General features: G+C 69.2%; 10 protein-coding genes. 3 read left to right on the top strand and 7 right to left on the bottom strand.

All coding sequences use genetic code 11. From position 1 onward, the window contains the following. The first annotated feature begins 45 nt into the window (after positions 1 to 45). Complete coding sequence (gene treZ, locus ACVTJA_RS21845; protein ID WP_465838878.1) at positions 46 to 1,929, top strand: malto-oligosyltrehalose trehalohydrolase; 1,884 nt, start codon at positions 46 to 48, stop codon at positions 1,927 to 1,929. Then, positions 1,926 to 3,965 (top strand): amylo-alpha-1,6-glucosidase, encoded by a 2,040-nt coding sequence (locus tag ACVTJA_RS21840; protein WP_465838876.1) that lies wholly within the window; start codon positions 1,926 to 1,928, stop codon positions 3,963 to 3,965. Before treZ ends, ACVTJA_RS21840 begins: the two co-directional genes overlap by 4 nt. Before the next feature lie 15 nt (positions 3,966 to 3,980). On the opposite strand, the gene ACVTJA_RS21835 is transcribed toward ACVTJA_RS21840, so the two are convergent. From ACVTJA_RS21835 to ACVTJA_RS21810, 6 genes are all read right to left on the bottom strand, one after another. Further along, positions 3,981 to 4,454: a hypothetical protein gene (locus ACVTJA_RS21835; RefSeq protein ID WP_465838874.1), complete on the bottom strand. Its 474-nt coding sequence runs from the start codon at positions 4,452 to 4,454 to the stop codon at positions 3,981 to 3,983. A gap of 6 nt (positions 4,455 to 4,460) precedes the next feature. Next, on the bottom strand, positions 4,461 to 4,934 hold the full coding sequence (locus ACVTJA_RS21830) for a hypothetical protein (protein WP_465838873.1): 474 nt from the start codon (positions 4,932 to 4,934) through the stop codon (positions 4,461 to 4,463). Positions 4,935 to 4,979: 45 nt separating this feature from the next. Beyond that, positions 4,980 to 5,453 (bottom strand): hypothetical protein, encoded by a 474-nt coding sequence (locus ACVTJA_RS21825; protein WP_465838871.1) that lies wholly within the window; start codon positions 5,451 to 5,453, stop codon positions 4,980 to 4,982. Between the two features lie 17 nt (positions 5,454 to 5,470). Next, positions 5,471 to 10,057: an eCIS core domain-containing protein gene (locus ACVTJA_RS21820; RefSeq protein WP_465838870.1), complete on the bottom strand. Its 4,587-nt coding sequence runs from the start codon at positions 10,055 to 10,057 to the stop codon at positions 5,471 to 5,473. Between the two features lie 86 nt (positions 10,058 to 10,143). Then, positions 10,144 to 11,079: a lysostaphin resistance A-like protein gene (locus tag ACVTJA_RS21815; RefSeq protein WP_465838869.1), complete on the bottom strand. Its 936-nt coding sequence runs from the start codon at positions 11,077 to 11,079 to the stop codon at positions 10,144 to 10,146. Between the two features lie 269 nt (positions 11,080 to 11,348). Next, the gene (locus tag ACVTJA_RS21810) at positions 11,349 to 12,143 is read right to left on the bottom strand and encodes an SDR family NAD(P)-dependent oxidoreductase (protein WP_465838867.1); all 795 of its coding nucleotides are present in this window, start codon (positions 12,141 to 12,143) and stop codon (positions 11,349 to 11,351) included. Between the two features lie 254 nt (positions 12,144 to 12,397). Here ACVTJA_RS21810 and ACVTJA_RS21805 point away from each other — a divergent pair, with 254 nt between their 5' ends. Continuing rightward, positions 12,398 to 12,829: an EVE domain-containing protein gene (locus ACVTJA_RS21805; RefSeq protein WP_465838866.1), complete on the top strand. Its 432-nt coding sequence runs from the start codon at positions 12,398 to 12,400 to the stop codon at positions 12,827 to 12,829. On the opposite strand, the gene ACVTJA_RS21800 is transcribed toward ACVTJA_RS21805, so the two are convergent. Further along, positions 12,789 to 14,276, bottom strand: a complete 1,488-nt coding sequence (locus tag ACVTJA_RS21800) for an amino acid permease (protein ID WP_465838864.1) — start codon at positions 14,274 to 14,276, stop codon at positions 12,789 to 12,791. The two genes, ACVTJA_RS21805 and ACVTJA_RS21800, sit on opposite strands and share 41 nt — an antisense overlap. Positions 14,277 to 14,344: the final 68 nt, after the last annotated feature.

The raw sequence follows: 14,344 nt of genomic DNA, 5'->3' as shown, positions 1-14,344 counted from the left end.
ATGCACAACGTCGCCTCGGCGGGGGTACGGCGCGGGAGAGGAACGTTGCGGGACACGGCCTTCCAGCTCAGCCTCGGCGCACAGCCGCTGGGAGATGGGCGCACGCGGTTTCGGGTGTGGGCGCCCAGGCGTCGCACCGTGGACGTGTGCCTGTATGAAGACGGCACCGCGCGCCACCTGCCGCTGCAGCCCGCGGAGCGTGGCTACTTCGAGGCCACCCACCCGGTGCCGGTGGGCGCGCGCTACAAATACAGACTCGACGGCGGCGACTGCTTTCCGGACCCGTGCTCGCGCTTCCAGCCGGAAGGGCCGCATGGCCCCTCGCAGGTGGTGGACCCGCGGCGCTACGTGTGGAGCGACGCCGGCTGGCGCGGTGTCACGCGCCAGGGCCAGGTCCTCTATGAGTTGCACGTGGGCACCTTCACCCCCGAGGGCACCTACGCCGCTGCGGCCGCGAAGCTGCCCCTCCTGAAGGAACTGGGCATCACCACCGTGGAGCTGATGCCGCTGCACACCTTCCCCGGGCGCTACAACTGGGGCTACGACGGCGTCACCCTCTTCGCCCCCTGCGCCGTCTATGGAGACCCGGATGACCTGCGGCGCCTCGTCGACGAGGCGCACCGGCTCGGGCTCGGCATCATCCTGGACGTCGTCTACAACCACCTCGGGCCGGACGGGAACTACCTCGCGCAGTACTCGCCCGGGTACTTCAACAAGAAGTACCCCAACGAGTGGGGTGACCCGACCAACTTCGACGACGGCGACGCCGCGGGCCCCTCGCGCGACTTCTTCATCCAGAACGCGTGCTACTGGGTGGCCGAGTACCACTTCGACGGCCTGCGCCTGGACGCCACGCAGAGCCTCTACGACGCGTCCGCGCGCAACATCGTCGGCGAGCTGGTGGAGCGCACCCGCGCCGCCGCTGGAGGCCGCGACGTCCTTCTCATCGCGGAGAACGAGCCGCAGGACGTGAAGACGGTGACGCCGCCGGACGCGGGCGGCCATGGGGCTGACTGCGTCTGGGTGGATGACTTCCACCACTCGGCGCGCGTGGCGGCGGTGGGCCGGTCCGAGGCCTACCTCATGGACTACCGGGGCACCGCGCAGGAATTGCTGTCGTGCGCGCTGCGCAACTCGCTCTACCAGGGCCAGTACTATGGCTGGCAGAAGAAGCGCCGCGGCTCGCCGCTGCTGCGCACACCGGCCGAGCGCATCGTCTTCTACCTCCAGAACCACGACCAGCTCGCCAACACGCTGCGCGGCGAGCGGCTGCACGTGCTCGCGGGCGCACCGCGCATGCGCGCCCTCACCACCTTCTTCCTGCTGCTGCCGCAGACACCCATGCTCTTCATGGGGCAGGAGTTCTTCGCCTCCGCGCCCTTCCTCTACTTCGTGGACCACAAGCCCGAGCTGCAGCGGCTGGTGAAGCAGGGCCGCGACGGGTTCCTCTCCCAGTTCGCCAGCGCGAAGCACGCGGTGGAGGCCGAGGGCTTCCAGATGCCCATCGGCGAGGAGGCCTTCCGCCGCTCGAAGCTGGACTGGAGCGAGCGCGAGCGGAACGCCGGGGCGGTGGCGCTGCACAGGGACTTGCTGCGCCTGCGCCGCGAGGACCCGGTGTTCGCCGCGCAGGACCGCGCGCGCGTCGACGGCGCGGTGCTGGGCCCGGCGGCGCTGGTGCTACGGTATTCCGGCAGCGAGCCGGAGGGCGACCGCCTGCTCCTGCTCAACCTGGGCACGGGGCTGGACTACGAGCCGTGTCCGGAGCCGCTGGTGGCGCCACCGGCGGGAAGGACGTGGCGGCTTCTCGTGTCCAGTGAGCATGCCCGCTATGGCGGCATGGGCACTCCACCCATTCCCGGGGACGGAAGGCTGCACCTCCCCGGGCAGACAGCGCTGGTGCTGACGAGCACCGAGGAGAAGACGGCGTGACCGCGGACCTCCCCTCCCCTGCCCTCCCCCGCCTCGGCTTCGAGTGGCCCCAGGGCCCCGACTTCCAGAAGGAGCTGTACCACGAGTGGCTCGTCACCAACGGCCGGGGCGGCTACGCGTCCGGCACGCTGGTGGGCTGCAACACGCGCCGCTACCACGGCGTGTTCATTCCCAACCTGGAGAAGCGCGGCCGCACGGTGCTGCTGGCCCGGCTGGTGGAGCACGCGGAAGTCGAAGGGAAGACGTACCCGCTCTCCTGCGAGGAACGCTCGGACGGCGCCACCCAGGCGGACGGAGCGCAGTGCCTGCGGGACTTCCACCTCGACGGGCTCGTCCCCGTCTGGGAGTACCAGCTCGGCCCGGCCCGGCTGCGGCGCAAGCTGGTGATGGTGCACGGTGAGAACACCGTCTTCGTCGCCTGGGAGCACGTGTCCGGCCCGGAGGTCTCGCTCAGGGTGCGCCCCTTCCCGGTGGACCGTCCGCACGACAGGCCGATTCCCTCGCGCCACATCGAGGCCACCGTCGTCCTCAAGGGTTCGCAGGTGGAGCTGCGCGTCGCGGACGACGTGCCGCCCATGCGCCTGCACATGTACGGCCGCTGCCCCGCGCCCTTCGTGGGGCTGGAGCAGACGTCCAGCGTGCAGCTCTACCGCGTGGAGAAGGCGCGGGGCTATGAGCACACGGAGGTACAGCACTCGCCGGGCTACTTCGAGTGCAGGCTGCCGCCGGGCGAGACGCTCGCCCTCGGCATCACCATGGAGAACTGGAGCTGCCTGGAGCGCAATCCGGTCGAGGTCTTCGCGCTGGAGCTGGAGCGCGAGCGGCGGCTGCTCGGCCGCGCGCCCGCGGAGGCGCGGGGTGGCGTGCCCGCGCGGCTGGTGCTCGCGGCGGACCAGTTCATCATCGACCCGATGCGCCCCGCGGACGACGCCTGGGCGCGCTCCATGGACCAGGACGTGCGCAGCGTCATCGCCGGCTATCACTGGTTCACGGACTGGGGCCGCGACACGATGATTTCGCTCGACGGCCTGACGCTGTGCACGGGCCGCCACCGCGAGGCGGCGGCCATCCTCCGCACCTTCCAGCACTACGTGCGCGACGGCCTCATCCCCAACTACTTCCCCGACGGCGAGAGCGAGGGCGTCTACCACACGGCCGACGCGACGATGTGGTTCTTCCACGCGGTGGACCGATACCTGGAGACCACGAAGGACGAGGAGCTGCTGCGGGACATCTTCCCCACGCTGCGCTCCATCATCGAGCACCACCAGAAGGGCACGCGCTTCAACATCGGCGTGGACCCGGCGGACGGCCTGCTGCGCCAGGGCGCGGAGGGCTACCAGCTCACGTGGATGGACGCGAAGGTGGACGGCTGGGTGGTGACGCCTCGGCGGGGCAAGGCGGTGGAAATCAACGCGCTGTGGTTCAACGCGCTGAGGTTGATGGCCACCTGGGCGGAGCGGCTGGGGCACGACGCGCGGCCCTACCTGGCGGCGGCGGAGAAGGTGTACGGCAGCTTCAACAAGCGCTTCTGGAACGAGAAGCTGCAGTGCCTCTACGACGTGGTGGACGGGGAGCACCTGAAGGAGGACCCGGCGGTCCGGCCCAACCAGGTGTTCGCCATCTCGCTCAAGCACCCGGTGCTGCGCCGCGAGCGGTGGGAGCCGGTGCTGGAGGTGGTGCGCCGTGAGTTGGTGACGCCGGTGGGCCTGCGCAGCCTCGCGGCGGGGCACGCGGACTACAAGGCGAACTACGACGGTGATTTGCGCGCGAGGGACGCGGCGTACCACCAGGGCACGGTGTGGGGCTGGCTCATCGGCCACTACGTGGACGCGACGCTGAAGGTGAACCCGGACGTGAGCGCGGCGCGCGCGCTGCTGCGAGGCCTGGAGGAGCACCTGCTGCACACGGGCATCGGGCAGATCAGCGAAATCTTCGATGCGACGGAGCCCTTCCGCCCGAGAGGTTGCATCGCCCAGGCATGGAGCGTGGCCGAGGCCCTGCGCGTCTTCATGAAGACGCACGTCACGACGTGAGCGGGGCCTGGTGCGTTAGTCGAGGAAGACCTTGCGGCCGCGCATCGTCGCATCGTGCAGGACATTGCGCACGGTGAGCACGGCGGCGACGGTGTTCTCCAGCGTGTGCACGGTGCGGCCGTTCTCGTCCGTGAAGGTGTAGACGAGCTCGGGGGCACGCTCGAGCACGGCATCGGCGTGCTCGGGGCGCAGCCGCCAATGCTCGTCCGTCACTGCCTGCACGTCGTCATCGATTTCCTCCAGCAAGAAGTAGATGCGGCCTACGTCCAGCTCGGGGATGACACGTCCGCCTTCATCATTCGGCAGCAGGTCATGCTTCAAGATGTCGCGCAGGCGGGCCCCCTTTTCCGGGGCCACGATGTCGAGCAATTCAACCGCGAGGAAGAGGTAATCACCACCGTGGGGAAGCACTTCGCGCAGGCCGCCCGGGTTGGTGTCGGGCTCGAAGTCCACTTCGCTGGGGTCCAGTCCGAGGATTCGCAGGTCCATGGGGTGTTACTCGAGGAGAACCTTGCGTCCGCGCACAGTCGCGTCGTGCAGGACATTGCGCACGGTGATCACGTCGGCGACGGTGTTCTCCAGTGTGTGAACGGTATGGCCGTTCTCATCCGTGAAGGTGTAGACGAGCTCGGGGGCACGCTTACGCACGGCGTCGACATGCTCGGGACGCAGTCGCCAGTGCTCGTCCGTCACGGCCCGCACGTCGTCGTCGACTTCCTCCAGGAGGAAATAGATGTTGCCCACATGGAGCGCCGGGATGAGTTGCTGAAGCCCTTCTCCTGGCACCAGGTCGTGCTCCAGGATGTCGCGCAGGCGGGCGCCCTTCTCCGGGGCCACGATGTCGAGCAGGTCGGCCGCGAGGTAGAGGGAGTCTCCGCCATGAGGGAGCACCTCGCGCAGGCCACCCGGGTTGGTGTCGGGCTCGAAGTCCACTTCGTTGGGGTCCAGTCCGAGAATTCGCAGGTCCATGAGGTAGCCACCTGTTGCTCGGCGGGAGGTTCGCGCGGCGATGCGCTACTCGAGGTGGACCTTCCGGCTGCGCAGCGTCGCATTACGCAAGAGGCTGCGCGCGGTGAGCACAGCGGCGACCGTGTTCTCCAGCGTGTGCACGGTGCGGCCGCTCTCGTCCGTGAAGGTGTAGACGAGCTCAGGAGCACGTTTGAGCACGGCGTCGGCGTGCTCGGGACGCAGCCGCCAGTACTCGTCCGTGACGGCCTGTACGTCGTCATCCAATTCCTCCAACAGGAAATAGATGCGGCCCACGTCGAGTTCGGGAATGACCTCGCCGCCCTCGTCGTCCGGCACCAGCTCATGCTCCAGGATGTGGCGCAGGCGCGAGCCCTTCTCCGGCGCCACGATGTCGAGCAGGTCGGCCGCGAGGAAGAGGTAATCACCACCGTGGGGCAGCACCTCCCGCAAGCCGCCCGGGTTGGTGTCCGGCTCGAAGTCCACTTCGCTGGGGTCCAGTCCGAGGATTCGCAGGTCCATGGGTGTGTCGTCGTCCGCTATTGGGTGGGAGGCTCGCCCTTCGGCGGGTTCTCGGGGGGCGTGGGGCCTTGCGAGGCATTGAACTCGTCCACCAGCTCCTTTGCGAGCTTCTCCATATCCTGAGCAGTCACTCCCGTGTCCTTGTTGAACTCCTTGCCGGAGCTGGCGGGACCACGATGCGCCTTCTTGGCGCTGGCGTCGCTGGCGAGGTCGAGCGTGTCGGTGATGTCGGTGCCATCCGACGCCTCGAAGCGGACGGTCTTGTCGCCGTTCGCGGCCTCCGTGAATCGCTTCGACGCCGTGTCGAGCTGCGACTGCGCCTGGCCCGGAGTGTCCTTCGCGCCCGACTTGATTTCCTCGCGGTAGCGGATGCGCGCCTTCCCGCCTCCGGACGGATCCTCGACCACGAGGATGTCGATGTCCGTTGAGACGGTGTACACCTTACCGCCCTTTGCGAAGACCACGCCCTCGTACGGCTTGCCATTGTTCTTGGCCGCGAAGTCGGCCATGAACTCCTTCACCGTCTTGAAGGGCTGTTCGCGGATGACGCGGACGCTCTTGAGGATGCGGACGTTGGGCTGGTCCTTGAACTGGGCCTGGACGTCCTCGAGAGCGAGCTCTTCGGCGATGAGGCCCTTCAGGTTCTGCGCCTTCTGGGAGGCGCCCCCCTTGCCGGTGAGGATCTTCAGGACCTCGGGCCGCTTGAGGAAGCCCGAGGCCAGGAGCCGCTGCTTGAGCGACTGGAGAATGCCGGCGGACTTCTTGGCCTGAGCCTCCGCAGCCTGCTTCTGCGCAGCACGCTCGGCGGCAAGCTTCTCGAGGAATGTCTCGCCACCTGCCTTCTCGATGTTGCTCAGTGCATCGACGTCAGAAGTCGCCACGCGCCGCACGTTGTAGAGCTGCTCACGCGCTGCGGGAGAGAGCCGCTCTTCGAGCTTGTCGAGCGCGGCGCGAGCCCTGGCCTCGGCCTCGACGTCGATGGGAGGACGGGCGGGTTCGCCAGGCTTCGCGGCGGCCTCCTGCTCCAAGTAGGCCTTGCCGCCGAGCTTCTCCACCAACTGACGGACCTCGAGGTCCGTCTTGCCCTTGCGCATCTTCGCAAGGAGCTTCTTCGCGTCGGAGCCGAGCGACGCCTGCAGCCGCTCCAGCCACGCCTTCGCCGCGGCCTCGGGAGACACCGGCGCCGCAGGCTTCTGCTCTGCGGGAGCCTTCTCCTCGACGGGCTTCTTCTCGGAGACGGGAGGCTGCTCCTCGGCCGGTTGCTTCTCCGCGACAGGTGCCTTCTCTTCGGCGGGCTTCTTCTCCGGGACCGGGGCCTGTTCCTCCGCGGGCTTCTTCTCCGCAACGGGTGGCTTCTCCTCAGCGGGAACCTTCTCCTCGGCGGGCGGCTTCTCCGAAACGGGAGCCTTTTCCTCGGCGGGCTTCTTCTCCGGGACCGGGGCCTGTTCCTCCGCGGGCTTCTGCTCGGCGGGAGGCGCCTGCTCCTCCGCGGGCTTTTTCTCCGCAACGGGCGGCTTCTCCTCCGTGGGCTTCTGCTCGGCGGGAGGTGCCTTCTCGGCGGGCTGCTTCTCGGAGACAGGCGCCTTCTCCTCCACCGGCTTCTGCTCGGCGGGAGCCTTCTCCGCAGCGGGCTTCGCCTCGGCTGCTGGCTTCTGCGCGGCGCCCTGTGCCGAGGTCTCCTGCGACGCGGCGGCAGCGGCCTCCTGCAGTCGGCCCTGGACGTAGGCCTCCTGGTCGGCGGTGATCTGCTTTCCGGCCTCCTCCGCGCTCAGGTTCTTCTCCGCGTTGGCCAGCGCCGCCTTCGCCGCCTCCGCATCCTGCGCCTTCTGCAGCTCGTCGATGAGCTTCTTCAGCTCGGCATCCGCGCGAGCGACCTGCTTCTCGGCCAGCTTCGGCGCATCGTGCACGGCGCGCATCAACTCCTGACGCAGCCGCTCCAGGGCCGCCTTGCCCTCCGGAGTCGCCGCGAGCTTCTGGTACGTCTTCCCCTGCTCCTTCGTGATTCCGGTCAGCTCGCTCAGGGCCTTGTCACCCGCTGCGAGCCGGTCCGCCAGCTCCGTACCGCTCTTGACTCCCTCCAGCGCCTTGGCCTGCTCCGCCAGCGTCTTCTTCGCGACGCCGAGCGCCTCCCACAGGCCCGCCTGCTTCTGGCGCAGCGCGAAGAGCATGTCCCCGCGCCACTTGAGGAACGCGGCGCCCTTCGGCGTCTTGGCGAGCGCCTCTTGCGCGAGCCGGAGGGCGTTGCTCACGTTCTGGAGGCGGCCCGGCAACGGCGTCCGAGCGATGAGCTTGATGGCCACGGCCGCGGCCAGCATCGCCGCGCCGACGATGGCGTTGGTGCCCGCCGCGGCGGCCTTGTCCACCTCCTCGCGGAACTCCTTCTCCGACTTCGCCTCGCCGGCGGCGCGGATGCGCAGCTCGTACTCGCCCGCCGACAACAGGACGGCGCCCACGCCCAGCGCGAGCGCGGTGGTGGCCAACGCCACGGCGTTCACGCCGGGGATGAAGAGGATGCCCACATAGACGGCCGCGGCCACCGCCCCCAGCGCCCCCGCCAGCCACCCCGTCGTCTTGGCGCCCGCCCCCAGTCCGGAAGCCCACCGCGAGTACGCGTTGCGGTCACCGTCCGCCGCGGCCTTCACGTCGTCGGCGATGGAGCCGGCCATCTCGTCCACTCGCACCAGCGAGCGCCCCATGCCCAGGGCCGTCTGCCCCGGATGGGAGGCCATGTGCTTGAGCTGCGCGCGAGACTCCTTCCACGCGATGTCGCGCGCGAGGCTCCGCTTCTGCGTCTCGTCGAGCCCCTCGAGCTGCTTCGGGTCGAAGCCCTCCCACGCCTTCTTCGACGCGGCCTCGATGGACTCGTCGTCCTTCTTCTCCTCCGCCTTCTTCTGCTGCTCCTTCGCCGCCTGCTCGAGCCCCTCGGCAATCTGCTTGCGGAGCTGGATGAACATGTCGACGGACTTCTCGAACTGGTTCAGGTCCTCGCTCATCTGCTTCGCGACGAGCGCGTAGACGGACAGGTCGTCCGGCGACAGCTTCGCCAGCTTCTCGCCGATGCGGGCGATCTGCTCGTAGTCCGCGGGCTTCGCCACCTTGTCCCCGCGGAGGATGAGCGCCTTGACCTCCTCGGGCAGCGCGTCCAGCCGGGCCTTGGCGGCCTTGTCCTGCTCGCTGAGCACGTCCTCCTCGACGCGCTCGTAGAGCTCCTGGTCCTCCTTCGAGCCCTTCTTCTTGTCCGGAGGCTTGCGCCCGGTGCGCTTCTCGAACTCCTGGTCCACCGCGTCGCGCGTGGCCTGCTTCTTCTCCTCGGAGCCTTTCTGGAGCCGGGCCTTGCGCTCGGCGGCCTGCTTCTTCCGGGCCGCCTCGTCGCTGGCGCCGGACTTGACCACCATCACCGATTCGTAGAGCCGGGCGGTGATGGTGATGTCCGAGATGCCCTTCTTCACCTCCTCATCGGTAAGGGTGAAGTTCGCGATGTAGACCTTCCGCGAGCTGACCAGGTCCGCGGCCTCTTTTCGTGACAGGCCGAAGACCTGCATGAACGTGAGGATGGCCAGCTCGTTGCTGTCCACGCGCCCGGGAATCTTCACGTGGAACGGGCCGTAGTTGCCGCCCTTGCCACCGCCGGCCTTCTTCGTCCCCTTGCCACCGCCGGGCTTGCGCTGCACGGGGCCAGGACGCGCCGCCGCGGAGCCCGTGCCCCCCTGTTGCACCACGTGAGCCAGTTCGTGCGCGAGCAGGCGCTGCCCACTCGCATTCCCCGGCGCATAGCGGCCGGACGAGAAATAGATGTCCCGCCCGCGGGTGAAGGCCTGCGCGGAGAGCGACGAGCTCATGGCCGCCGCGTCGGAGCCGGTATGGACGCGTACGCCGGAGAGGTCCTTGCCGAGCGCCGGCTCGTACCGCGCGCGGTCCACGTCCCGCAGCGGAGCACCTTCGGAGGACCCGGCGAGCCGAGCCTCCAGTCCATGCGCGTGCTTCGGAGCCGACGCTCCGGGCTGGAAGCGGGCGGAGACCTCGGCGGCCTCCTCCTTCATGGGGAACGTGCCCTCGGACGAGCCGCCCTCCATCAGCACCTTGGCGCCAGGAGGAGCCTCTTCACCCGGCCCCGGCTCGGTCGCGACGCTGGCGGACTCGGTGACGGGAGTGGGCGTGCCACCGGACTGGAGGCTCTCGGCGAACCGCTCGGCCTCGGTCTCGGAGGGGTCATTGGGCTGCCCCACCTCCATCCGGGCCTGGACCCCGGCAGGCATGGCCGAGGGCCCCCGCGAGTGCGCCGTCCTCGATGCCGCACCCGAGGACACCGGAGAGCCCCGGTCCGCGCCGAGCGACGAGAAGGGAGAGCCTCCCATCGAGAAGCCCGACGTCCCCCCCATGCGCGAGTCCGTGTCGATGCGGATGCGGTCCAGCCCATGTCCGAAGCGCGCGGGCACGCCGCCATCGCCGAGGCTGCCTCGCGACACCGCCGGGCCAGGCATGGCGGTCTGGAACGATGGGGGCGCCAGGCTCCGCGACACGGGAGGCAGGTGCTTACGCTCCCGTTCAGGCTGTGGCGCTGGCACGAGGAGCTGCGCGGGCGCAAACCACTTCCAGCCGGACATGAGGTTCCCCCTCCGTGCGGTGCGTCAGCGGATGCCACGGCGACGCCGAGTGCGTGCATTCTACACGCTCCGGCGCTCCGTGCCCGTCAGACTCCTGTTTCGCCGGTGGCGAGCGGTGCCGCGGCCTCGCGCCGGGCACGGCGGCGGGGCATGACGGGAATCCACTGGCCCCTACGCACCGCGTACACCACCAGCAGCACTCCCGCGGCGGTGCACAGCAACACCGCCACGCCACCCGCCTCCGCGCCGAAGGCACCGCCGGTCCACTGCTCGGGGCCCTGTACCTGGCTCTCCAGGAGCTCGGCCACCTCGGTGCCGGAGACGGCGACGCCGTAGAGCGCGCCCTGCGTCCAGTTCCAGGCGATGTGCACGCCGATGGCGAACCACAGCGAGCGCGTCAGCATGTACGCCGCGCCGAGCAGCACGCCGGCTTCCAGTGCGATGGCCAGCGTGGCGAACCAGGTGGCGTTGGGATTCATCAGGTGGACGAGGCCGAAGAACGCGCTGCTGATGACCAGCGCCGCCGCCGAGCCCAGCCACTCCTCCAGCAGCCGGAAGGCGATGCCTCGGAAGGCCACCTCCTCGAAGATGCCCACCGCCGTGAAGGTGGCGAACCACCCGAGTGCGTCCCGGGCCTCGTCCTGGAATGACTCGGGAGGTCCATCCACCAGGTGGTACCAGCCGGCCAGGGCCATGATGCCCACCACCGCGCTGATGAGCCCCGCGCCCAGCAGCAGCCCCCAGCCCAGCTCACGCAACGCGCGGTGCTGGCCCAACCCGAGCTGCGCGAGCGTGCGGCGGCCGATGCCCCACTCCACGAGCCACATCGCCAGCACCACGGCGATGGCGTTGCATACCGACATGACGAAGATGCCCGGAGTGCCCGACCTGCCGCGCTTCAGCCCGGTGAGCGACACGAGCCAGTAGAGCAACAGCGAGAGCCCCACCGAGGCCACGACGCAGAGCACGAGCCGCGTGAAGGGGTGGCGCAAGACGCGGCGGAAGAGAGACGGTGATTCCATGGGCGCGGGCGGCTCCGCGAAGGCGTGTGCGGCGGATGCTCGCACGCGGGCGCAGTGACGTCACGACAGACGCAGGCGCTCCTCCCTCCGCGTGGCCCGTTGAGGGCCGTCACGGCGGACGCCGCCACGGCGGACGGATACCCCTTCCCGACACATCCGGGACCGTGCTGTTCGGAAATGTCGGGACATTTGAGGCGGCTGAGGCAGCGCAAAACCCCCGACATTTCCGAACAGGAACCCCTCCGGCTCGCTCCGGCCCCTCCCCTTCGTCAGGCGATGGAGCGCACCACGCCGCCGTCCACGCGCAGCGCGGCGCCGTTGATGCCGGAGGACTTCGGGCTGCACACGAAGGCCACCAGCTCGGCAATCTCCTCGGGGCGCTCGAAGCGCTGGAGCAGCGACGACGGCCGCGCGTTCTTGAAGAAGTCGCGCTCCACGGTGGCCACGTCCACGCCCTGGTTGCGGGACAGGTTCTGCAGGAAGCCCTCCACGCCCTCGGAGCGCGTGGGCCCGGGGAGGATGGAGTTCACCGTGATGTTCGTGCCCATCGTGCCCTCGGCGATGCCGCGAGCCAGTGAAATCTGCGCGGTCTTGGTGACGCCGTAGTGGACCATTTCCACCGGAATCTGGAGGCCGGACTCGCTGGAGATGAACAGGATGCGGCCCCAGTTCTTCTCGCGCATGCCCTTGAGGTAGTGACGGCTGAGCCGCACGCCGCTCATCACGTTCACCTCGAAGATGCTGAACCAGTCCTCGTCGGAAATCTCCTCGAAGGGGATGGGCTTGAAGGCGCCCAGGTTGTTCACCAGGATGTCCACGCGCGGCACCGCCTGGACTGCCTTCGCCACGCCCTCGCGCGTGCCCAGGTCTCCGGCCACGCCGCGCAGTTTCGCGCCCGGCTGCTTCGCGCGAATCTCCTTCAGCGCCGCGTCCACGCGCTCCTGCGTGCGGCCGTTGACGATGACCTCCGCGCCCTCGCGAGCCAGGGCCTCCGCGATGGCGAGGCCGATGCCCGCCGTGGAGCCACTCACCAGCGCAACCTTGTCCTTCAGTTCCAGGTCCATGTGTTCCACTCCTGAAGTTGGCCGCACCCATTAACGGCTCGCGCGGCCGGGCGCACGGCCAGCGTGCGGAAACGGGGCGCAGCCTGTCTCGGAATCCCGGGGCGAGCACGTGGCATTCACGGCGAGTGTCCGCTCAATGGCCATGGCCAGCCGTCCGGTGTGCCCATGCGTCCCGCCACCATCACCGCTGGCGCTCGGCGCCCCCCATTCACCGCTGGCGCCCGGCGCCCTCCCCTGCTCTATGTTCCGCCGCCATGGCGAAATCCCAGTACTGGCTCATCAAGAGCGAGCCTTCGGTCTACGCGTACGCCCAGTTGGAGAAGGACGGGAAGACGGACTGGACCGGAGTGCGCAACTACGAAGCGCGCAACAACCTCCGGGCCATGAAGGCCGGTGACTTGTGCCTCTACTACCACTCGAACGAGGGCAAGGCCGTGGTGGCCGTGGCCAAGGTGCTCGCTGCCGCGGGCCCGGACCCCACCGCGCCGGGCGAGGACTGGGCTTCGGTGGACGTGGGCCCCGTCGTCGCGCTGAAGCAACCGGTGGAGTTGGCCACATTCAAGGCCACACCCGCGCTGAAGGACTGCCAGCTCCTCACCCGCAGCCGCATCAGCGTGGTGCCCGTCACCGCGGAGCACTTCAAGCTCATCCTGAAGATGGGGAAGACCGCGCTGCCGAAGAAGTAGGCGGGTCCTCCCGGGGCCGCAGCAACGTCACCTTCGGTCCGGTGAAGGTGTGCCGCTGCATCAGCAACCAGTAGAGCCCCAGCAGCACCAGCGCGCCGGCGAAGGTGTAGCCGGCGAGCTGGTTGGGCGGCAGCACGAAGAGCACCGTGATGATTGCGCACCAGACGAGCGCCACCGCGTTGACCCAAGGCGACGCGCGGCCCAGATCCCACGGCCCCTGGTGAGACCACGTCCCCGAGCGGCGCGCGCGCCAGCCCACCCAGATGGGCAGTGCATAGGACGCGTAGAGCGCCAGCGTGCTCAGCGCCACCATGGCCGCGTACGCCTGGGCCCACAGCGCCACGACGAAGGCGGCCACCGCGGACACCCACACCGCCACGGACGGGCTGCGGAAGCGCGGCGACACATGCTTCAGCCACCGCGAGCCGGGCAGCCCGTTGTCGCGTGCGAAGGCGAACAGCATGCGCGAGTTGGACGTCACCGACGACAGCCCGCAGAACCACATGGCGCCGATGGCCACCCACACCAGCGCGCCGCCGACGGACGGGCCCAGCGCGTGCGTCAGCACGTAGAGGAAGGGATTGGGCGCGGCGACGGTGGCGGGCAGGTCTTGAATGGCCAGCGTCACCGCGCCGAGCAGCACGTAGCCCACCACGGCGCTGACGGCCACGGAGAGGAAGATGCCCCAGGGCGCGTTGCGCGTGGGGTCTCTCGTCTCCTCGGAGATGTGAGCGCTGGCGTCGTAGCCGGTGAAGGTCCACTGCGCCTGCAAGAGGCCGATGAGGAAGCCGTACGTGTACGACGCCGGGTGCTCCGTGCTGACGCGCGAGAGGAGGAAGGCGGCGTCCTGCTTCGGCGCCAGCGCCGCGAGCGCGCCGATGAGCAGCGCCACGCCGGCCAGGTGGTACCAGGCGGAGAAGTCATTGAGCCACGCCACCACGCGCACTCCCACGTGGTTGAGCACCGAGTGGGATAGAAGAATCGCGGCGTACAGCGGCAGCACGTCCCCGCGCTCGCGAGACAGGCCGAGCATGTCCGCCACGAACTCCGCCAGCCCGTAGTCGATGCCGGCGGTAATCGCGAACTGGCCCACGGTGTTGAGCCACGCGGTGAAGAAGCCCACGCGAGGCCCGCCGAGCATGGCGGCCCAGTGGTAGAGCGCGCCCGCCGTGGGGAAGGACGAGGCGAGCTGCGCGAGGCTCGCCGCCACCGCGAGCGTCATCACCGCCACCAACGGCCAGCCCACGCCCATGACGAAGGGCCCGCCGAAGCGCAGCCCGTGGCCATACAGCGTCACCGCGCCGGTGAGGATGGAGATGATGGAGAAGGAGACGGCGAAGTTGGAGAAGCCGCCCATGTCGCGCAGGAGCTGCTGCGCGTACCCCAGCCGCTGGAGCTGGGCGGCGTCCTCCTGGAGCTGGCGCTCACGGTCCGGACTGGTGGCCATGGCGTCAGGATACGCGGGCCCCGGGCACGAAGCCTTGGAGGGGTATCCACCCGGGGCCCGCGTCTGTC

Source organism: Pyxidicoccus sp. M6 (assembly GCF_055568925.1).
The sequence above is the reverse complement of the archived record's forward strand: the minus strand, read 5'-3'. Positions and strand labels throughout refer to the sequence as shown.

Excerpts from the sequence above, each read along its gene's own strand:
- ACVTJA_RS21830 (WP_465838873.1), bottom strand. The coding sequence starts at position 4,934 with ATGGACCTGCGAATTCTCGGACTGGACCCCAACGAAGTGGACTTCGAG.
- ACVTJA_RS21835 (WP_465838874.1), bottom strand. The coding sequence starts at position 4,454 with ATGGACCTGCGAATCCTCGGACTGGACCCCAGCGAAGTGGACTTCGAG.
- ACVTJA_RS21825 (WP_465838871.1), bottom strand. The coding sequence starts at position 5,453 with ATGGACCTGCGAATCCTCGGACTGGACCCCAGCGAAGTGGACTTCGAG.
- ACVTJA_RS21805 (WP_465838866.1), top strand. The coding sequence starts at position 12,398 with ATGGCGAAATCCCAGTACTGGCTCATCAAGAGCGAGCCTTCGGTCTAC.
- ACVTJA_RS21815 (WP_465838869.1), bottom strand. The coding sequence starts at position 11,079 with ATGGAATCACCGTCTCTCTTCCGCCGCGTCTTGCGCCACCCCTTCACG.
- ACVTJA_RS21800 (WP_465838864.1), bottom strand. The coding sequence starts at position 14,276 with ATGGCCACCAGTCCGGACCGTGAGCGCCAGCTCCAGGAGGACGCCGCC.
- ACVTJA_RS21810 (WP_465838867.1), bottom strand. The coding sequence starts at position 12,143 with ATGGACCTGGAACTGAAGGACAAGGTTGCGCTGGTGAGTGGCTCCACG.
- ACVTJA_RS21820 (WP_465838870.1), bottom strand. The coding sequence starts at position 10,057 with ATGTCCGGCTGGAAGTGGTTTGCGCCCGCGCAGCTCCTCGTGCCAGCG.